The sequence below is a fragment of the Geoanaerobacter pelophilus genome (assembly GCF_018476885.1).
Taxonomy (GTDB): Bacteria; Desulfobacterota; Desulfuromonadia; order Geobacterales; family DSM-12255; genus Geoanaerobacter; species Geoanaerobacter pelophilus.
In genome coordinates, this window is the sequence record NZ_JAHCVJ010000001.1 from 831,102 (window position 1) to 850,261 (window position 19,160).

General features: G+C 55.5%; 16 protein-coding genes and 1 riboswitch. Of the genes, 5 read left to right on the forward strand and 11 right to left on the reverse strand.

Going from position 1 to position 19,160, the window contains the following annotated elements; genetic code table 11:
* Positions 1–26: 26 nt before the first annotated feature.
* From KI809_RS03855 to alr, 6 genes are read right to left on the reverse strand one after another with little or no spacing between them, the layout of a single operon-like run.
* On the reverse strand, positions 27–2,120 hold the full coding sequence (locus KI809_RS03855; RefSeq protein WP_214170171.1) for a tetratricopeptide repeat protein: 2,094 nt from the start codon (positions 2,118–2,120) through the stop codon (positions 27–29).
* Positions 2,117–3,418, reverse strand: coding sequence for an ASKHA domain-containing protein (locus tag KI809_RS03860; protein WP_214170172.1), 1,302 nt, complete (start codon positions 3,416–3,418; stop codon positions 2,117–2,119). The genes KI809_RS03855 and KI809_RS03860 overlap by 4 nt, the downstream gene beginning before the upstream one ends.
* Positions 3,387–4,421 (reverse strand): selenide, water dikinase SelD, encoded by a 1,035-nt coding sequence (selD, locus tag KI809_RS03865; RefSeq protein ID WP_214170173.1) that lies wholly within the window; start codon positions 4,419–4,421, stop codon positions 3,387–3,389. The genes KI809_RS03860 and selD overlap by 32 nt, the downstream gene beginning before the upstream one ends.
* Positions 4,418–5,932: a hypothetical protein gene (locus KI809_RS03870; protein ID WP_214170174.1), complete on the reverse strand. Its 1,515-nt coding sequence runs from the start codon at positions 5,930–5,932 to the stop codon at positions 4,418–4,420. Before KI809_RS03870 ends, selD begins: the two co-directional genes overlap by 4 nt.
* Complete coding sequence (locus KI809_RS03875; RefSeq protein WP_214170175.1) at positions 5,916–6,881, reverse strand: glycosyltransferase family 2 protein; 966 nt, start codon at positions 6,879–6,881, stop codon at positions 5,916–5,918. Before KI809_RS03875 ends, KI809_RS03870 begins: the two co-directional genes overlap by 17 nt.
* Positions 6,878–8,005, reverse strand: a complete 1,128-nt coding sequence (gene alr / locus KI809_RS03880) for an alanine racemase (RefSeq protein ID WP_214170176.1) — start codon at positions 8,003–8,005, stop codon at positions 6,878–6,880. Before alr ends, KI809_RS03875 begins: the two co-directional genes overlap by 4 nt.
* A 249-nt stretch (positions 8,006–8,254) precedes the next feature.
* Positions 8,255–8,360: riboswitch (TPP riboswitch) on the forward strand.
* 76 nt (positions 8,361–8,436) lie between these two features.
* On the opposite strand from alr, the gene thiD reads away from it, so the two are divergent.
* Both thiD and thiC read left to right on the forward strand, forming a co-directional pair.
* A complete protein-coding gene (gene thiD / locus KI809_RS03885; RefSeq protein ID WP_214170177.1) occupies positions 8,437–9,915 on the forward strand; it encodes a bifunctional hydroxymethylpyrimidine kinase/phosphomethylpyrimidine kinase in 1,479 nt (492 codons plus the stop codon).
* 98 nt (positions 9,916–10,013) lie between these two features.
* A complete protein-coding gene (thiC, locus tag KI809_RS03890; RefSeq protein ID WP_214170178.1) occupies positions 10,014–11,315 on the forward strand; it encodes a phosphomethylpyrimidine synthase ThiC in 1,302 nt (433 codons plus the stop codon).
* 26 nt (positions 11,316–11,341) lie between these two features.
* Here thiC and KI809_RS03895 read toward each other — a convergent pair whose 3' ends face one another.
* Complete coding sequence (locus KI809_RS03895) at positions 11,342–12,412, reverse strand: class I SAM-dependent methyltransferase (protein WP_214170179.1); 1,071 nt, start codon at positions 12,410–12,412, stop codon at positions 11,342–11,344.
* Positions 12,413–12,696: 284 nt separating this feature from the next.
* On the opposite strand from KI809_RS03895, the gene KI809_RS03900 reads away from it, so the two are divergent.
* The 3 genes from KI809_RS03900 (at position 12,697) to KI809_RS03910 (ending at position 14,792) form a co-directional block, all read left to right on the forward strand.
* The gene (locus KI809_RS03900) at positions 12,697–13,455 is read left to right on the forward strand and encodes a DUF4350 domain-containing protein (RefSeq protein WP_214170180.1); all 759 of its coding nucleotides are present in this window, start codon (positions 12,697–12,699) and stop codon (positions 13,453–13,455) included.
* Positions 13,456–13,480: 25 nt separating this feature from the next.
* Positions 13,481–14,398 (forward strand): RluA family pseudouridine synthase, encoded by a 918-nt coding sequence (locus tag KI809_RS03905; protein ID WP_214170181.1) that lies wholly within the window; start codon positions 13,481–13,483, stop codon positions 14,396–14,398.
* A gap of 217 nt (positions 14,399–14,615) precedes the next feature.
* A complete protein-coding gene (locus tag KI809_RS03910) occupies positions 14,616–14,792 on the forward strand; it encodes a hypothetical protein (RefSeq protein WP_214170182.1) in 177 nt (58 codons plus the stop codon).
* A gap of 87 nt (positions 14,793–14,879) precedes the next feature.
* On the opposite strand, the gene KI809_RS03915 is transcribed toward KI809_RS03910, so the two are convergent.
* The 4 genes from KI809_RS03915 to ligA are packed head-to-tail and all read right to left on the reverse strand — an operon-like array spanning position 14,880 to position 19,047.
* The gene (locus KI809_RS03915; protein WP_214170183.1) at positions 14,880–15,863 is read right to left on the reverse strand and encodes an AMIN domain-containing protein; all 984 of its coding nucleotides are present in this window, start codon (positions 15,861–15,863) and stop codon (positions 14,880–14,882) included.
* 18 nt (positions 15,864–15,881) lie between these two features.
* The gene (locus KI809_RS03920) at positions 15,882–16,703 is read right to left on the reverse strand and encodes a formate/nitrite transporter family protein (protein ID WP_214170184.1); all 822 of its coding nucleotides are present in this window, start codon (positions 16,701–16,703) and stop codon (positions 15,882–15,884) included.
* Positions 16,704–16,756: 53 nt separating this feature from the next.
* On the reverse strand, positions 16,757–17,032 hold the full coding sequence (locus tag KI809_RS03925; RefSeq protein WP_214170185.1) for an acylphosphatase: 276 nt from the start codon (positions 17,030–17,032) through the stop codon (positions 16,757–16,759).
* A complete protein-coding gene (ligA, locus tag KI809_RS03930) occupies positions 17,032–19,047 on the reverse strand; it encodes an NAD-dependent DNA ligase LigA (RefSeq protein ID WP_214170186.1) in 2,016 nt (671 codons plus the stop codon). The genes KI809_RS03925 and ligA overlap by 1 nt, the downstream gene beginning before the upstream one ends.
* Positions 19,048–19,160: the final 113 nt, after the last annotated feature.

Sequence of the window (19,160 nt, forward strand, 5' to 3'; positions counted from 1 at the left end):
AGTATGCCACAACTCGTCAGGGTATGTCACTCTTTCATGTAGTTGTCAACAGTAGTCGAGAGCTCGGGAAACCTATCCTTGGTATATGCAAAGAGGCGGTCGGCATTTTTCTTATCCCCCATCTGTTGATAAGTAAGGGCAAGGTTGAGCGGAGCATAGGCAAACAGAGGCTGCACAGCCATTGCCTTTTCGAAAGACTTAATCGCGTCGGCGTATTCCCTCATTTCACGGCAGACCACGCCGAGATTGTTCCAGGCATCCGGATTTTCAGGGTTGGCCTTCAAACTGAGGCGAAAATAGTTAGCGGCGTCGGGAAACATTTTTTTCTTTTTATATACATTGGCGATATTGTATTGAAGCTGCCACCGGTTCATCCCCTGGCGCTCCATCTCAAGGTACTGCCGGAGTGCCTCGTCGTAAAGTCCCATGCCATCGAGCTTCAATGCCAGTTCACCCCTGACGGACAGGTTGCCTGGCTCCTGCGCGAGCTTAGCCTGCAGAGAGTCTACATCCCCCTGAGAGCCTCCCGCGATCGTCTTGAGCTTCTGTTTCGCCTTTGCCACCAGTCTATGATCCTGCTCCCTTGAATCGAAGATCTTCAGAAAATATCCCCTGGCCTGCTCGAAATCCCCCCGGTTGAAATAGATCTCTCCCAGAGAATAGAGCGATTCTATCGAATCCGGCTTTTTCCTCACTGCCTGTCCGTAGACCTTGATTGCCTCATCCAGCTGCCCTTTTATTGTGTAATACTTGCCGAGTGCTATTTCATACATCACATTGGGTGGATTCATCTCCCTTGTCTTAGAATAGTATTCAAGGGCCTTTTCATAACTACCTTCATTAAAATATGCTGCTCCAAGACCGACATATCCGGCAATATTTTGCGGTGAATTTTTTACTGTAACTCCCCAGATACTCTTTTCGTCCTTCCAGTACCCAACCCGGTAGCACGAAACAGCTATCATGATAAGCACCACCACCACGGCTGCCCCGTTTCGCCATTGCTCGCCGCAGAATGAACCTAACCGCACCAGCAACACCGAGGAAAGGAAGACCAGACCGAACATCGGAATGAATAAGTAGCGGTCTGCAACTACAGGATATGTCGCAAAGAAATTGAGCACCGGGATCAAAGAAATCAGGAACCAGAGAATTCCGAGAGTTACTTCGGGGGATCTTTTGCGGCAGGTTAAAGCCAATAAGATCAATGCCACCAGGCCGAAAATTGCCAGTACAACCTGCAGCGAAAGCAGCTCCCGGGAAAACTTTACAACATAATGAGTAGTGAAGTTTGCCGGGAACAGGAACTTTCCGACATAAAAATAAGGAATCTGGGAAGCAACAGCCAGTTTGGCTTGAATTCCTGTTGCCCCAGTGACGGCATTCTCTACGATAATTTTCGACTGCTTCGCCACTTCGGTCAATACGAAGAAAAAGGCCAGCGACAGCGCGAAAAAAGGAATGAGCCGGACGGCATGGCGTTTCCTGGCATCGGAGAAGACCATCATTATACAAAAGAGTACTGCCGGCAGGATTATTACTGTTGCCTTTGACAGCAGCGCGAGCAGGAAGATTCCGAGGGACACCAGATAATTGCGATACCATTTTTCTCCGGCATTAGCCGACTTGAGGTAAAAAAGTGCCGAGAGTGAAAAAAATAGTCCGCCAAGAATGACATTTCTACCGCTGATCCAGTTGGCAGCCTCGCCATTCAGGGGATGAACGGCAAAAAGAGATGCGGCAAAAAGTGGCAGAAAGCCCGACCAGTTATCGTCAACCTTATCTCTCACGGTCTTAGTAAATAAGACCAGTTCCACGGCAAGAAAATAAACGGCAAAAACCGCCAGCAGAAAATAGAGATAATTACTAAAATGAAGCCAGGCAGCGCTTTCACCGAACATCGCATAATCAACAGCCAGGGTCAGGTCCCTGACCGGGAGATATTCGATCCCGTTGGCAAGGGTGGTGAAAATCCTGATGATATCAAACTGTTTGTACGCATCCATTCCCAGAAGATACAAATGATCATCGGTAACAAACCCATTAACAACACCCCGGCAATAGGTCCCCAAGGTTAAAACGGCAAGAATCCCCAATGCAGGGAGACGGCTGGCTTTCATATCTTCTCCGTATAACAATTGCTACAGAAATCCATGAACTTGATGAAATTTGCCTCAAAACGGGGGTTGCCGGATAAAGGAACCACTGTCAGTTTTCCCATGAGGGTATCCGGCGTATCGCTGCCGTCAACATTGCACAGATAGCGTTCCGCCCCCTGCAGAGGGCCTTGCAGCACATACGCAGGCCGACAGTCTCCGGGAGGAACAATATCAAGGACCTGCAACATTTGAGTTCCCAGGCGTTCCCCGAAAGAACCGGTGATAACCAATTCACAGATATCGCTAAATTCCATGCCGCCACGTGCTACCAGCATCTCGATACCGGCCCTGATTGCGGCCTTGGCAAACTGAATCTGGCGAATGTCTTCCTGGGTCAGCAGGATCTCCCGACTGGCATCCCGGTAAACAACGAAAGCCCTTACCCCGTTAACATCTTTGATACGATTGGCCAGATTGGAAGAGATCTTTGACGGCTCAAGGAGCATACCGCTGGCATCAATAACGTTTTCAGCAAGCAGCGCAGCAATTAGCGTCAATGCTCCGGTACCGCATAACCCTTGTGGCGAGGCATTGTCCAGCGTGGTAATAACCACTCGTTCATGATCAATACTGACCGACGTTATGGCCCCGGCCAATGCCGGCATCCCGCACGAAAGATTGCCCCCCTCAAAGGCAGGACCGGCAGCTGCAGAGGTAACATACACCTTCTCTCCCACATGAAGGGCAATTTCGGCATTGGTCCCCAGATCAAGAAACAGACGCGGAAACTCTGCTGCAGAGATTTGCCCGAGGCCCTGGCCATAGAGAAACGCGACAAGGTCACCACCGACAAAACCGCCAGGCACCGGGAAAATATAGGCTTCTGCATGGTCGGCCCAGCCGAGCACTGAGGTGTCAGACACCTTACCCGCGGAAAACAGCGGTCGAAACGGGATACCGGCCAGAGTATCAACCGGCAGGTCCAACAACAGGTGCTCCATGGCAGGATTGCCGGCAATAGCCACTTTCTTCAGGGCACCGGCAGCCAGTCCGATATCTTCGAGCATTGCAGCAGCCAGGTCTTCAAGCTGCCGATTGATCAAGCGGGACATTTCATGGCGTAGAGTTTCTGATCCGGCAGCTGCGGCAACACGCGATATTACATCCGCGCCATACGGTCGCTGAGGATTGAGGGCCGTTGTCAAAGCCAGGCGTTTCCCGGTCTCACCGTCGATAATGGATGCGGCGATGGTCGTGGTCCCCAGATCAACTGCCAGGCATGGAGCGTTAGTCAACGGCAATGACGGGTTCTCCGACATCGGTTACCTCGCCGATCCGCACGGCAAAAAGCTTTCGGCGTGCGGCCTCAGCCAGAAACCGCTCAGACGAAGCAGGCTTCAGGGCGATCAACAAACCGCCGGATGTCTGCGGATCGAATAGCGGCAAAAGACGGTCATCGCCACTGTTGAATCCGGGTCCTGGCTGGATGAATCGCTGAAAATGATCCCGGTTCCGGTAACACCCGGCAGGAACCAAACCATCGTTTATCAAGCCGGTTACCCCAGGCACGAGCGGCACTGAAGCAAAATCGATGCGCATGCCGACACCCGCGCCACGGGCCATTTCAATCGCATGACCCAAAAGCCCGAAACCGGTAACATCGGTGCATGCCGTTGCGCCGCACTCGACCATCAGCTGCGCTGCATGGTTGTTGAGGGTGGTCATCCAGCGCATCGCTTCCTCAACCGTCGCGGTGTCAGCCATCTCTGCCTTGATCGCGGTGCTTACAATGCCGAAGCCAAGTGGTTTGGTCAAGAAGAGCTTATCACCTGGCCGGGCCGTTGAATTCCGAACAATGCAATCAGGGTGAATGATCCCGGTAACACTCAGGCCGTATTTCAGCTCATCGTCTTCGACCGTATGCCCGCCAACCAGGCAGACACCAGCCTCTGCCAGCATTGCCAGCCCGCCGGAGAGAATTTCCGGCAGGATTTCCGCAGGCAGACAGGCCGGAAAAAAAACCAGGTTGAGCGCGGTGATCGGTCGCCCCCCCATGGCATACACATCCGACAGGGCATTGGCTGCCGCAATCCGGCCGAAGGTGTGCGGATCGTCAACCAGCGGCGTTATGATGTCAACAGTCTCGACCAGTGCCTGCTCCGGGGAAAGAAGATAAACTCCGGCATCGTCGGCTGTTTCCGGCCCAACCAGCAGGGCAGGATCTGTCGAAAGAGGGAGTTTCTTAATGGCTGCTTCCAGGCCCGCCGGACCCAGCTTAGCGGCTCAACCGGCAGCTTTGACCATTTGCGATAGCTTGATCATTTTCTGGTCAGTTCCTTTCTGTCTGGAATCTGCTCTCCCCAACTCACCGGCAGACCGTTCGCCTCACCGATATCAAATAGTGCTATGCCTTCGTTTCGGTACAAAGTTTTTACTCGCGAGTCTGTTAACAGGCGATTGAACAGCGGGCCGAACTGATCCCAGAACGCAAGATGGAAGAATAGGACATACCGTGACCTGAATCTGTTACGAATGATGTCAACAGTATCTGCAGGTGCTTTACGGGATATGGAATACCAAACTTTGTATAATTCGGGATCTTTCAGATAAAAGAAGGTCGGGTCAAGCGCCACAACAAAACGCCTTTCAGGCAGCGCAAGCATATATACCCCGGTGCATTGCCAGTCAGGAGTAAACACCTGTGCGCCGGGGGGGATCAGCTGACGTAAGGCAGCGTCAACGTTATTCGGCATGTTGTGTGGCCTCATCGCCAGTTTTATTATCTCCATGCGGCCGAAGAGGGTGGTGCTGATTAACGAAACAATCAGGATCGCGTGGGAAAAGTATCGATACGGTATCTGTCGCGACGCCAGCGCCAGCGAAGCTGCGGCAAACGGCGCAAAATATTCGACAAAACGGATAGTTCGTGCCGTGAGAATGCCGAAAGCTATTGCAGCAATCAAACAGGCGATCAGCAGGGTGTCTCTGGTACGGTTATACAATGCGACGGCAATACTGATACCGACCATAATTACCAGAGGGATGATGTGTATCATCCATATGTTGAGCGGGGGTGGGGTGAATTCTCCGCCGAGGTCGAACCCCTCCTTCATCTGCCAGGCGTTTATCAGCACCGACATCTGCGCCCAGTTCAGCTGCAGCAGGTTTTGCGCATTGGGGTGCACAGCCACACCGATCAGGATTCCCGCTACCGCAACCGCAGAAGTTTTCCAGCGGAACGTCTGCCCGCTCAGAAACCTTCCGGTTTCAACAGCACAAAGAAGAAGCAGCGGAATCTGCCAGAACGCCACATACGCCAGAGGGTAAATAACGGCAACTATCGCAACCGTCCAATAGCGACATCGCACTGCAGCCCATAGCAGTAGCAGTGCCAAAGTTATGGAAATCAGGTGCGGCCGCACGAGTGCCAGGCGATAGACATAGAATCCGGAAGCTGTCAGCGGTGCCAGAGCCCACAACCCGGCATAACGGACCCCTTCTTTTCGCAGTATCAGATAGACGGTCAGGAGAACGCCGGTTCCACCGACAGTCCCGACTATTCTCGATGCAGTGACAAAATCGAGTCCAACAAGAGGCACAAACAGCAGATGAAACAACAACTCCTTGTCGGCATACCGGTCTGCCATGACGCTGAACGTCGTCCACGGAAAGGTGTGGAGTATCCCGTATTTGCGTATCAGCCCGCCGACAGCAGCATGATAGGCGGTATCGTTGTCAAATGGATAGGTGGAGAAAAGCTGGAGGCCACCGATTACACAGAGATACACAAGCGACCAGAGAGCTATTGGCAGGTATTTATGCGTCTTTGTCAAAATTAATCCGCTCCTTCTCGATCACCAGCGGCCGCTTCTGCACCTGGGTATAAATCAGGCCGATGTATTCGCCGAGAATTCCGATGAAAAAGAGCTGCACCGACGAAAAGAAAAACAGCCCGATCACCACTGGGGCCATGCCGGCACTGAACCTGTCCCAGAATACCAGTTTGGCGGCAAGATAACCGATCGACACCAGCAGGCTCAAGGCAGACATGGCAAAACCGAGCATGGTGGCCATCCTGAGCGGCACCCGCGAATGGTTGGTGATGCCCAGCATTGCGGTGTCATAGAGGGTGTAGAAGTTGTTTTTGGTGATCCCCCGCTTGCGCACCGGCTGGAGGTATTCGATGATGGCCTTCTCGAACCCTATCTCGGAAACAATGCCGCGAAAATACGGATAAGGGTCATCCATCCTCCGGAGCGGTTCAACGATGCACCGATCATAGAGACCGAAACCGGTATTGTTCTTGGTCAGTTCAATATCGGAAAGCCTGCCGATCAGGTTGTAGTACATTTTCCGAATCATGAACATGGCCGGGGTCTCTTCGCTGTTGGTCTTGACCCCCAGCACCACTTTGTACCCCTCTTCCCATTTACGGACAAAATCACGAATCATGGGGGGCGGGTCCTGCAAATCGGCCACCAGCAAGATCACAGCATCGCCATGGGCCTGAAGAATGCCATGGGTAGGAGAGCGCAGATGACCGAAATTACGACTGTTGACAATTATTTTAACATTCCGGTCCCTTGCGGCGATCCCTTTCAGGATCTCAACCGTTCGATCCTTTGAATCATTGTCTATGAAAATATGCTCGAACCGGTACTCCGGCAGGGTTGCAAGAACCTCCTGCACCTGACGGTAGAGTTCAGCCACATTGTCTTCTTCGTTAAAGCAGGGGGTGACAATGGAAATAAGCTTTGTCTTATTCTCTGCACTGGTTTTCATATATAGACCCTTGGAACCCGCTTGCTGATCCCGCAAAAGATTTCATATGGTATTGTGCCGGCCTTTTCCGCAAGCTCTTCCGCCCCGATACAGTTCCCTTCACGGTCACAGCCGAGAAGCGTCACCTCATCACCGACCGCCACTCCGGGGACGCCAGTCACATCGATCATTATCCAGTCCATGCATACAGTCCCGACAACAGGGGCGCGACAGCCTCTGACAATCACTTCGCCGCGGTTGGTAAGCGACCGGGGGTAGCCGTCGGCATAGCCGACCGGCACGCTCGCGATCAACCGAGGCTCGCTGGCAGTGTATCTGCGAGCATAACTGATACTGGTTCCGGGCTCGACCTGCTTCAGCATTGCCACTCTGCTCATAAGCCGCATCACTGGCTTCAGATCCAGGCGACCGGCAAAATCCGGCGAAGGAAGCGCACCGTAAAGGACAATCCCTGGCCGCGCGAGATTGCAGAAAGGAAGGGTTCTGGTAAACAGAGCAGCACTGTTGGCGATATGCACAAACCGCGGCTCGAATCCTGCTGCCCGGCAATCAGCAACCACCTGTTCGAACTGTGCAGCCTGACTGGCACTGTAAGCATCGCCATTACTATCCAGTTCATCGGCAGAGGAAAAATGAGAAATCACTCCTTCGAGTTCGATGTTCCGCATCCCGCGCAACGCTTCGAAGAAATTACGGGTTTCGGCAGGGGTTATTCCCAGCCGACCCATCCCGGTATCGATCTTCACATGAATCTTTGCCTTGCGGTAGAGTCGACCGGCAACCGCATCAAGAGAACGGGCCTGGTCAAGAGAGAACACAGCCGTTGACAGGTTATACCCGACGCATTTTCTCTCCTGGCCGGGATAGACCCCTCCCAGTATGAGCACAGGGCGGTCAATGCCGCTTTTGCGAAGCTGGATCCCTTCGGCCAGAAAAGCGACGCCGAAAGCGGTAACCCCTTCATTTTCCAGTAAAGTGGCGACATCCATGAAACCATGGCCGTAGGCATCGGCCTTTACTACGGCAAGGATACCGACTCCCGCTCCGGCCGCCTTTTTGGCCTGTAAAAAATTGGACCGCAGCGCGTTAAGATCGATTTCTGCTATTGTCGGGCGACTGTCCATAGGGGGCTCGTGGTTTCAGATTGAACTGACGTTAATTTCTAGCATGGACGCTATCCGGTGTAAAGGCGAAATACCTATACCTATTGACTTATCCGGCAATTTCATAGGAACATTACCTATGCGCTCCGTTAGCTGATTTGGCGGGCGGAAACGATATGGCAAAACGTCGCATTTTTTATTGATTTTCCGCAGATCTCCCAGGAAATTCATTGACTATCCGATCAGGATATTTTAGTTTGTGCATACAGCAATGCCTGCTGGGGGAGTTCGCAAGAACTGAGATGAGACTTCCGGTCCCAGACCCTTAAGACCTGATCCGGGTAATACCGGCGTAGGGAAGCGGCGCCACGATACTCTCCCATTCCCTGCTCCGTGTGCCCCCTCGCCACTAATCACTGACAGCCTGATAACCAGCCCTGTGGAAATTATTTATGGTCCGAAGAAAAACCGATCATCTCCGTCTGGTAGTTGACCGCAGCTGCGCGGACAGCCGCATTGAAGGTCTCTATCTGGTGACTGACGGAGGAGAAAACCTCGTTGAGCGGGTTCGTCGAGCCATAGCCGGAGGTGTCGCTGCTCTCCAGTTCCGCCACAAGGGACACGACCGGGCCGAAAAAGTCCGGCTTGGCACAGAACTTCGCCAACTGGCGCTAGAAAATGCCATCCCTTTTATCGTGAATGACGACCTGGCTCTCACCCTTGAGCTCGATGCCGACGGAGTGCATCTGGGCCAGGGGGATGGAGATCCGGCCGAAGCAAGGCAACTCCTCGGTCCTCATCGCCTCCTTGGCATCTCCACCCATAACCTGGAAGAAGCTTTGGCAGCCCAGCAAGCCGGAGCAGATTATATCGGTTTCGGCGCCATGTTTCCTTCCCGGAGCAAGGAGATTGAACACCTTGCCGGTCCGGCCGGGCTGGCAGAGATCCGTCCTCACATCCGGATCCCGGTTGTCGCCATCGGCGGCATATCAAGGAACAACGCCCACAAGGTGATCGACAGCGGCGCTGATGCAATAGCCGTGATTTCGGCAGTTCTAGACAACCGGGATCCCTCTGTTGCCGCAAGCGAACTGGCTCTCATGTTCAACAGGAAGGCGCCGTTTCCCCGCGGCTCGGTCATGTCCGTAGCAGGGAGCGACTCAGGCGGAGGGGCCGGCATCCAGGCAGACCTGAAAACCGTCACCCTACTCGGTTCATACGGCTCATCAGTGCTGACCGCGCTGACGGCGCAGAATACCAGAGGGGTCAGCAATATTCACGGGGTGCCAGCTGAATTCGTGGCCGAACAACTTACCGCTGTTCTGTCCGACATCCCGGTTGACGTCATCAAAACAGGAATGCTCTTTTCGTCGCAGATTATTGACGCCGTTGCCTCTGCCATAGAGTCGAACCGTAACTGTCTGCTGGTCCTTGACCCGGTAATGCTCGCTAAAGGTGGTGCGGCGCTTATTGACAGAGAAGCCGTCACCTTCCTCAAGCTCCGGCTCCTCCCCCTGGCCTATCTGATAACGCCCAACATTCCCGAAGCAGAGCGACTGAGCGGCATCGACATCATCGATGAAGATGGCATGCAGCAGGCAGCCAGGGCCATCCACCGCATGGGGAGCAGAAACGTGCTGATCAAGGGTGGCCACCTTGGCGACAACAATTCCGTGGACATCCTCTTTGACGGCAGCGCCTTTATCCGTTATCCGGCGCAGCGGATTCATTCCAAAAACACCCACGGAACCGGCTGCACCTTCGCGTCGGCAATCGCCACATTCCTTGCCCAGGGAGAACCGCTGCAAATAGCGGTCGCCAAGGCAAAACAGTTCATTACCGAAGCCATTAAAACCGCTCAGCCCATCGGCAAAGGCCACGGGCCGGTAAACCACTATATCTCCGCCCTCACCTTCAGGGATCAATCATGACAAAATCATTCTGATAGATTCTCGGGGTAACAACCCGATAATCGAGCGATTCGCAACTGCAAAAGATGTCAATATAAAACCATAAATAGAGGAATACCATGACCGAACTGGATCACGCACGAAAAGGGATAATCTCGAAGAACATGCAGGAGGTTGCCCAAGCCGAAGGGGTAACGCCTGAATTCATAAGAAACGGCATTGCCGACGGCAACATCATCATCTGTCACAACATAAAGCGGACCGCCGGCAGACCCCTGGCTGTTGGCAAAGGATTGCGCACCAAGGTTAACGCCAATATCGGCACCTCAGCAGATGACCTGGACATATCCAAGGAGCTGGAAAAGGCCCGCGTTGCAGTGAAGTACGGTGCGGACGCCATTATGGATCTGTCAACCGGTGGCCCGGTTGACGAAATCCGGCGCGCCATCATTGCCGAAACCAACGCCTGCATCGGCTCGGTGCCGCTCTACCAGGCAGCTCTAGATGCGGTACGGACCAAAAAGAAGGCCATTGTCGATATGACGGTTGACGATATCTTTGCCGGGATCATCAAGCATGCCGATGACGGGGTTGACTTCATCACCGTCCACTGCGGCGTTACCCGCAGCACTGTGGAACGGATGCGCAACGAAGGCCGAGTAATGGATGTCGTCTCCCGCGGCGGCGCCTTTACCGTGGAGTGGATGGCCTATAATAACAAGGAAAACCCGCTCTATGAGCATTTTGACCGGCTATTGGAAATTGTCCGGGAATACGACATGACCCTGTCGCTCGGGGACGGTTTCAGGCCGGGATGCCTGGCCGATGCCACCGACCGGGCCCAGATCCATGAACTGATCATCCTCGGCGAACTGACCCAGAGAGCCCAGGCTGCAGGGGTGCAGGTGATGATCGAAGGCCCCGGACATGTGCCACTCAACCAGATCGAAGCGAACATCACTCTGCAGAAGCGCCTCTGCCACGGAGCGCCATTTTATGTCCTCGGACCGCTGGTAACCGATATCGCGCCCGGTTACGACCATATCACCTGCGCCATCGGTGGTGCCATTGCCGCCGCTGCCGGGGCCGACTTCCTCTGCTATGTCACCCCGAGCGAACATCTGAAACTGCCGTCGGTACAGGACGTGCGCGACGGGGTGATCGCCTCGCGCATTGCTGCCCATGCAGCTGATATCTCCAAAGGGGTTAAAGGGGCAATCGAAAAAGACATCCAGATGGCCAGGTGCCGCAAGAAGCTCGACTGGGAGGGGCAGTTCAACATGGCGCTCGACCCGGACCGGGCTCGTCAGCTCAGGGCCGAATCAGGAGTCGCCGAACACGGCGCCTGCACCATGTGCGGCGAGTTCTGCGCCTATAAGGTTATGGATGATGCCATGGAACGACAGGCAGCCAATAACTGAACGTATCGTAAAAAAGTGAAGCGGCGTCAGCGGATGCTGACCAGGAATAAGGCGTCATGAAACGGCATGACCCGGTCAATATCGCTCCGGGAGAGTGACGCAACGGCCACCGGTTCCCGAAACCGCCTTAAGAAGCGTCGTGCAGCATTGTCGAGCGCCGGGTTTGCAAATCCGAGCCGGTTATCGATCCTGTGAGGCAACAGACCGGGGAACGCCACCACCTTCTGCAAAACCGGATTCAACATCAGCCTGGCCCCCGGCTCAATGGGGGCCGCCCCTAGCGACCGTTTGCCGAGATAGAGCAGATAGTTGTGAGAGATCTCTCCCCCCCTCAGCCGCAGCACCTCCTCAGCCACATCCCTTACGGCGCCGGGATGGGCAAAGAGCAGCGGCGTCAGCCCAACCGCTTCGGTCATCTCCAACAGCTCGTCAATTCTGAATGTCATGGCAGACGGATGGAGGAAGGCATCACTAAAACCCCACGAATTCCTTGCCTCGGGCAAGCCGTTCAAGCACTCTGCAACCCTGGAGCCCTCCGGCGCCCGTGACAGCAACCTTCGGGCAGTCATCTCATCTGTCACGCGCAGCAACCTGAGCGCCCTCCTGATGGATTCGATCTCACCACGTCCTCCCTTGCTGTAAACCATCAAACGCAGGATGCCGCCGTCGACCAGGCTATTTGCCAGTGCGGCAAGCCCCGCTAACGGATCGCTCATATGGTGGATGACCCCGAAGGCATCGATAAAATGAAACGGAGCCGCCTCCGGCGCGTGCCGCAGCAAGTCACCGGCAACAGTATTGACATTGCTGCAGCCATGGAGCCGAAGATGCAGCCTTGCCCTGGCCAGCGAGGCCTCGGAAAGGTCCAGAGCAATGATCTCTGCCTGGGGATTGGCAATGCTGAAGGGATAGGGAGAAAAAGCCCCACAACCGGCCAGCAGCAATCGTTGGGACTCTGGCGGCAGCAGTTCACCGTTGAATCTGGCCCAGAGGCTGGTCAGATTGAGCGCGTAGCTGTCGCACCGCCGAATTGAGGCAAGAAGACTGACCTGCGGATATGGATGAGTATTATAATGATTACGGACAAGGTCGGTCATTTAGTGTGTTGCCCCCGAAAGCCCGCAGGACAGAGCGGCGCACCGACAATTAGATATAGAATCACCGTTATTGATTAGCAAGACCACTCCATTACCCTGAATTCCGTAAGTTTTTATAATAAGCTACCCGTCATTGCAACTGGAAAGCGCCTGAGTCCCGTCTTGCAGAACAAACTTCTGATCAGGCATAAGCGGCAGCCAATAAAAGGAGTTGCACAATAGTTGATTTGCTGCTACAAAAGATAAAAATAATCCTATTTGTCTTTTAGAAAAAAGGAGCGTTTATGCCACGTTTAATCAAGGTCCTGCTTACCGCTGTTTTGTCGCTCATGTCCATCCTGCCGGCCATGGCAGAAGATCTTCCCGTTGTAATGTTCGACCAGGGCCACAACCAGCGCTTTCTTACAGGTAAAGAGGGGCCGCTGCACCTTTCCGGGCTTGCAGGCGTCTTCAAGGAGCAGGGCTTCAAGGTGGAGACCCTTGATGGTCCTATGACCAAGGACGCGTTGACCGGTGCCCAGGCATTGGTCATCTCCGGCGCCTTCAACACGTTCCCCCCGGAAGAGCTGGAGGCAATTGCCGCCTATCTGGACAAGGGAGGCAAGCTCGCCGTAATGCTCCATATCGGTCCGCCCCTGGTGCCGCTGCTCGACATGCTGGGAGTGATAGTATCAGGCAGCGTTATTCATGAACAGGAGAACCTGGTCAAAACCGACGACATCAATTTCAAGGTTACCCGGCTCGAAGCTGGACCGTTGACATCCGGCATCGAACAGTTTAGCCTCTACGGAGGTTGGGCCCTGCTCAATGAGCGCCCGGGCACGACGGTTGTAGCCAAAACCGGAGAAAAGGCCTGGATTGACCTGAACGGTGACCGCAAGCTGTCACAGGGTGACGCGGTGCAGGAGTTTGCGGTGATCGTCAGCGGCAGCTACGGCAACGGCAAATTCGTGATTTTTGCCGACGATGCCATCTTCCAGAACCAGTATCTGGATGAGAATAACGCCAAACTGGCAGCCAACCTGGCAACCTGGTTAAAATAACCGAACAACAAAGGCGCAAGTCATTATGCTGGAATTCCGCATCACCGAAGAGGACCATTGCCGCCCGGCCGGAAGCTGGCTAAGAATGCGGATACCAACGGCAACTGCCGGATACATCAACCAGTTGCTGAAAAAAGGGCATGTCACGGTCAACGGCGGGACAGTTTCAGAGCTGCGCCCGCTAGTTGCAGGTGATTGCGTGTCACTGAAAGAGAGTGGCCGCACCCGTGCCTTGCTGAATGCCAAATTGCTCGCGCCAGAAATAGATATCCTTTACGAAGACAGCCTGGTTCTGTGCATCAACAAACCGAACGGCATCTCAATGCACGCCGCTGCCGAGGCCGGCGAAACCATCACCGAGCGTGCCACCACCTACCTGCATGCCCGCGAACGCGCCGCCCACCCCCATGCGGCAGAACCGACCTTCAAGCTGCGCCCGATCAACCGCCTGGACCGCGGCACTTCAGGAGGGGTATTCCTCGCCAAATCCTCCACCGCAGCAGGGATCTTCGGTAAGCTGGTCATGGAGGGCGGCCTGGACAAGCTGTACCTGGCACTGGCAGCTGGTAACATCACCGGTAACGGCACGATCAGAGAACCGGTTGAAGGGAAAGAGGCTCTCACCCGCTACAGCGCCATCTTCAGCACCAGCAGATGTTCGCTGCTCGCCCTCCGCCCCGATACCGGCCGGATGCACCAGATCAGGATTCACCTGCGACACATCGGCCATCCGGTCATGGGCGACAAACGCTACGGCGGGCCGTCACTCCCGGCATACCAGGGATTCACCCTCCACTCTTTCAGGACCGGATTCACCCATCCGGAAACCGGTCAGGCAACCGTGATTCATGCCCCTCTCCCCCAGGAGTTCCTCTCTCTGGTCCGCTCAGCGAGCCAGGATAGTTTCTCCAACATCCTGCAGCAACTGCAGCTCCTTTCCTAAGAACAGCGTTTCTTAAATTTGCAACTCCGGATGCCCCTTTTTTTGCGCCAATGCAAAGTTCTGGAGAGACCGCCAACGCAGCCAAACCTGTAACAACCTGATATCATGACATTTACACTACACACTCATTTTTTCTACCGTGGGTATGGATGTTGCTAAATTGATAGCATCAGATCAAGAGCCGGTTCAGTATCATTGATGCAGCAAGGAGAACACGATGGAAAACAGGATAAAAGGAAGTGTGTGGCAGGCAAGAAAGGCCCCGGTCAATCAGACCGGCTTTAATACGATGCGGCTGCGGATCGCTCTCAGCATCTTTCTGGACAGTTTTCTAAAGGGATGCGGCGCACTATTTGGCACGGCTCAGTCCCCCATGTATTCCGGCCGCAAATAGTTTTGGCCCGCAAAAACAACGACTAAGGCGCCTCCGGTTTCCGGGGGCGCCTTTTATTATGTGCAGCATTTCCTATTGATTAAGACGTCATTTTTTCCCTTTGGCCGCAGCAAAGGTTATTTTCAGCCCTTTAGCCGTCTTCTGGATAATATGCAGCGGCAGGCCGGCCTTGGCATCAGCGGCATCAAACACCAGCCTGGTCTTGTCCGGGTAAACGCCGACCCTCAGCCGGGAAACCCCGAATTTACCTACCTTCACTTCGCGGCTCTTCAGGGTCGTTGCTGCTCCTGGAATATCCACCACCAGCCGCTCCGGGCCAGAGAGCTTGAACGCGTCGTAATGGGCAATGGCCACACCGGAAATTATTTCCACTGCGTCGTTGCCGATAACAACAGACTCCAGCTGCTGTCCGCCGGCAATAGGTGCAACCGTCCTGGCGACGACTGCCTCGGCCTTGGACACAACCACCGGAGCAGGCACGGGAACCGACACGGTGTTGGCCTTAGCTTCAGGTTGAACGGCAAGCTCTTGGGCAATTGATGGGACAGTCGACCTTGCTGCAAGCTTCGGTTCGACCGGCTTGTCCGCCTTAACCGGCGACGGTTCGGCTACTGCTTTCTTTTGCGGCTCAAGCAGATCGTTCAGCGAGGGATCACCAGGCATGGCAGCGTTGGGCGCAGCCAGCGACGGAAATGAGATCACCAGCCGCCCAGCGTCTGCCGCGTCCCGGTTGACATTGACCACAACATCTTTCTCCATGCCTATCACCAGGCGAGTCACCGGAATGCCGTCAACCTGAAGCTCCTTGACCCAGATGCCGGTCACCAACCCTGCGCCTGGAATCTCACCAACAATCCCCCTGGTCTTTCCCGGTGCGATATCGAGCATGATGCCACTGCCGCCGGTCATCTTCCGATACAGGTAAGTCAAGGGCTGGTCACCCTGGATCTCAATGCGGGACCCACCCGGAGCAACCTTGATGGAACCAATGGTGGCCGTGGCGGCCAGCAAGGATGTCTCTGTAACCACCAGTGCCAGCAATGCAACGAAACCGATTATGCCGTATCTCATTACCCCTCCGTCATCTGTTCAGGATGATTTGTTCCCCTCATCAACAGTGCGCCGATGGACAAACCAGTAGGCAAAAGCCACAAAGATAACCCCGCCGAGAATATTCCCCAGCGTCACCGGCACCAGGTTATCGATAAAGAAACCGGACCAGGTAAGCCCGGCCTCGACCCTGCCGGTTGCCCCAGCCAGGAACAGTCCGGCAGGGATAAAATACATGTTGGCGATGGAATGCTCGAAACCGCTGGTGACAAAGGCCATGATCGGCACATAGCAGGCCATCAGTTTCCCCGGGATGTCATACGCTGCGGTAGCCATCATCACGGCCAGGCAGACCAGCCAGTTACAAAGAATACCGCGCACCAGGGCAGCCATGAACGGCAAGCGGCACTTGGCCGCAGCGATCCGGATCGCATGCTCGGCAACCGGGCTCCCTTCCCACAAGCGGGTCTCGAACATCAGCCAGGCAAAGAAGAGCGATCCGAGCAGATTGCCAACAATGACGATGGTCCAGTTCTCCGCCAGCTTCAGCCAGGATATTTCGCCATGCAGCGCTGCGTTGGCCAGCAGGCTGTTGCCGGTAAAGAGTTCGGCGCCGCAGATCACCACCAGCATCAGGCCGAGAGAAAACACGCTCCCGCCAAGGAAGCGGGAGATTCCCAGGCCGGCATAGTTCGCGGCATCCGAGGTCACCACGGTTGACAGCTGCGCGCCAAAGGCGATATAGACCCCTGCCAGAAGGCTCAACACAAAGGTGCGTCCCCGTGACTGGGTCAGGACCCGCTTGCCGCCGGCAACGATTGCAGCAACTGTCTCAACAGGTGTCAGGAACCGCTTCTCCATTTATGCCGTACTCCCCTGAGCTGCAATTCTCGCATGTACCAGCAGATTGTCAATCAATACCTGATCTCGAAGCGGCTGAATTCGCCGCTGTAAAACTCCTCATGCTCTATCAACCGGTCAACCCTGGCTGCAGAAGGGCCTCGACGGCACCAGTCCACCAGCTGCTGCACCGCTGCCTCTTCGCCCTCGAAACACCCCTCCACATCGCCGTTGGGGAGGTTCCGCACCCAGCCTGTCACCCCAAGGCCAACCGCCGCCATCTCGGTACTGTTGCGAAACGCCACTCCCTGCACCCGACCGGCAATCACAATCCTCTTCCGCACTGGCATTATCCCTCACCTCCAACCATCTCCAGGAATTCGTCTTCAGTCAGTACCGGCACGCCCAGTTCCCGAGCCTTGTCCAGCTTACTCCCGGCCTCTTCCCCGGCAACTACGTAGCTGGTCTTTTTCGAGACTGATCCGGCCGCGTGGCCACCTTCAGCCTCTACCATCCGCTTGGCTTCGTCCCTGGTAAAGCGGGAGAGCGAACCGGTAAAGACAAAGGTCAAGCCGGTAAAGCGCCCGCCGGTCTTCTTCTCCTGGGCCGCCGGGGTGACCCCTGCGCTGAACAATGCCGTCAGTACCGCCTGGTTGGCAGGCTCGCCAAAGAATCCGGCTATGGAGCGCGCCACCTGCGGCCCAACCTCGCGAATCGCCATCAACTCTGCCTCGGTAGCTTTGGCGAGGTTCTCGATACTGCCAAACGCCTGCGCCAGCAATGCCGCGGTATGCTCCCCCACGTGGCGGATGCCAAGGGCAAAGACCAGGCGACCCAGGTCACACCGCTTACTCTTGTCAATGGCAGCCAGCAGATTTTCCGCCAGCTTGTCCCCCATCCGCTCGAAGCGGTCGAAATCATCCCTGGTGAGCCGGTAGATGTCGGCCACCGAGCGAACCAGCCCCAGGGAAAGGAGCTGCTCAATGTACTTGTCCCCCAGCCCCTCGATATCCATGGCACGGCGCGAAGCAAAATGGATGATCGATTCCCGGATCTGCGCCGGGCAGGAGAGTCCGAGGCAGCGCACCGCCACTTCGTCCGGGATCTTCACCACCCGGGAACCGCATTCCGGGCAGAATTCCGGCACCGGCAACGGCTGTTCAACGCCGGTCCGCTTTTCGACGATCACCCTGACCACGGCCGGGATCACATCCCCGGCCCGCTCGATGATCACGGTATCACCGACCCGGATATCCTTTTTCTCCAGCTCCTCCCAGTTGTGCAAAGTCGCCCTGGAGACGATCACCCCGGAGACCTCGACCGGCCGTAACTGGGCAACCGGCGTAATCACCCCGGTCCTGCCCACCGACGGCATGATCGCCTCGACCACGGTTTCGGCCTGGCGCGGCGGAAACTTCCAGGCGATGGCCCAGCGAGGCGAGCGGCTCTTTTCCCCCAATTCAGCCTGCATGGCAAAGGGATCGACCTTGACCACCACCCCGTCGATCTCGTACGGCAGGGTTTCGCGGTCCCGCATCATCTCACGGTAATACGCCACCACCTCGGCCACGCCATGAACCTTCCGCGCCAACGGATTCACCGGGATGCCCCAGCGCTGCACCGCCTTTAAGAACTGGCTTTGCGCCAGGAAACCATGGCCGCTCACCACCCCTGGGGCGTAGCAGAAAAATGCCAGCGGCCGTTTGGCAGCAATGCGCGGATCAAGCTGGCGGATCGAGCCGGCGGCGGCGTTGCGCGGGTTGGCAAACGGCTGTTCCCCGGCCTCCTCCCGTTCGGCATTGAACCTGCGAAACGGTTCCAAAGGCAGGAAGACCTCGCCCCGCACCTCAAACAGCTCTGGCGGCTCGGCAGTATTAAGCTTCAGCGGGATGTCACGCACCGTGCGGAGGTTGGCGGTCACATCCTCGCCGGTTACACCATCGCCACGGGTGGAGCCACCGGTCAGCACCCCTTTTTCATAGACCAGTTCCACTGCTAGGCCATCCATCTTGGGCTCGCAGACATATTCGATGACCGGGTCGGCAACCAGGCCGAGAAACCGTTTGACCCGCTGGTCAAACTCAATGATGTCCGCCTCGACCATGGCGTTTTCCAGGGAGAGCATCGGCAACCGGTGTACCACCTGGCTGAACCTCTCAAGAGGACTGCCACCGACCCGCTGCGTAGGTGACGAAGGGATAACCAGCTCTGGATGCTTCTCCTCCAGCGCCAGCAGTTCGCGAAACAGCGCATCGTACTCCGCATCGGTGATCTCCGGCCGGTCATCCTGGTAATACAGCCGGTTGTGGTGTTCTATCAGGCGGCGGAGTTCGTCAACACGCTGCCATGGTGTGAAAAGGTCCATAACTGCTCCCAGAGTGTCGATTAGTCGGCGTACATGGTATCCATCGCGCCTGTCGCTGTCAACATGAGGTTTTGCCATACTAGAACTGCATGTTCCCTGCGTGAAGTTAGGCA

Excerpts from the sequence above, each read along its gene's own strand:
- ligA (WP_214170186.1), bottom strand. The coding sequence starts at position 19,047 with ATGGACCTTTTCACACCATGGCAGCGTGTTGACGAACTCCGCCGCCTG.
- KI809_RS03925 (WP_214170185.1), bottom strand. The coding sequence starts at position 17,032 with ATGCCAGTGCGGAAGAGGATTGTGATTGCCGGTCGGGTGCAGGGAGTG.
- thiC (WP_214170178.1), top strand. The coding sequence starts at position 10,014 with ATGACCGAACTGGATCACGCACGAAAAGGGATAATCTCGAAGAACATG.
- KI809_RS03915 (WP_214170183.1), bottom strand. The coding sequence starts at position 15,863 with ATGAGATACGGCATAATCGGTTTCGTTGCATTGCTGGCACTGGTGGTT.
- KI809_RS03860 (WP_214170172.1), bottom strand. The coding sequence starts at position 3,418 with ATGTCGGAGAACCCGTCATTGCCGTTGACTAACGCTCCATGCCTGGCA.
- alr (WP_214170176.1), bottom strand. The coding sequence starts at position 8,005 with ATGGACAGTCGCCCGACAATAGCAGAAATCGATCTTAACGCGCTGCGG.
- thiD (WP_214170177.1), top strand. The coding sequence starts at position 8,437 with ATGGTCCGAAGAAAAACCGATCATCTCCGTCTGGTAGTTGACCGCAGC.
- KI809_RS03920 (WP_214170184.1), bottom strand. The coding sequence starts at position 16,703 with ATGGAGAAGCGGTTCCTGACACCTGTTGAGACAGTTGCTGCAATCGTT.
- KI809_RS03875 (WP_214170175.1), bottom strand. The coding sequence starts at position 6,881 with ATGAAAACCAGTGCAGAGAATAAGACAAAGCTTATTTCCATTGTCACC.
- KI809_RS03905 (WP_214170181.1), top strand. The coding sequence starts at position 13,481 with ATGCTGGAATTCCGCATCACCGAAGAGGACCATTGCCGCCCGGCCGGA.
- KI809_RS03900 (WP_214170180.1), top strand. The coding sequence starts at position 12,697 with ATGCCACGTTTAATCAAGGTCCTGCTTACCGCTGTTTTGTCGCTCATG.
- KI809_RS03895 (WP_214170179.1), bottom strand. The coding sequence starts at position 12,412 with ATGACCGACCTTGTCCGTAATCATTATAATACTCATCCATATCCGCAG.
- KI809_RS03910 (WP_214170182.1), top strand. The coding sequence starts at position 14,616 with ATGGAAAACAGGATAAAAGGAAGTGTGTGGCAGGCAAGAAAGGCCCCG.
- KI809_RS03855 (WP_214170171.1), bottom strand. The coding sequence starts at position 2,120 with ATGAAAGCCAGCCGTCTCCCTGCATTGGGGATTCTTGCCGTTTTAACC.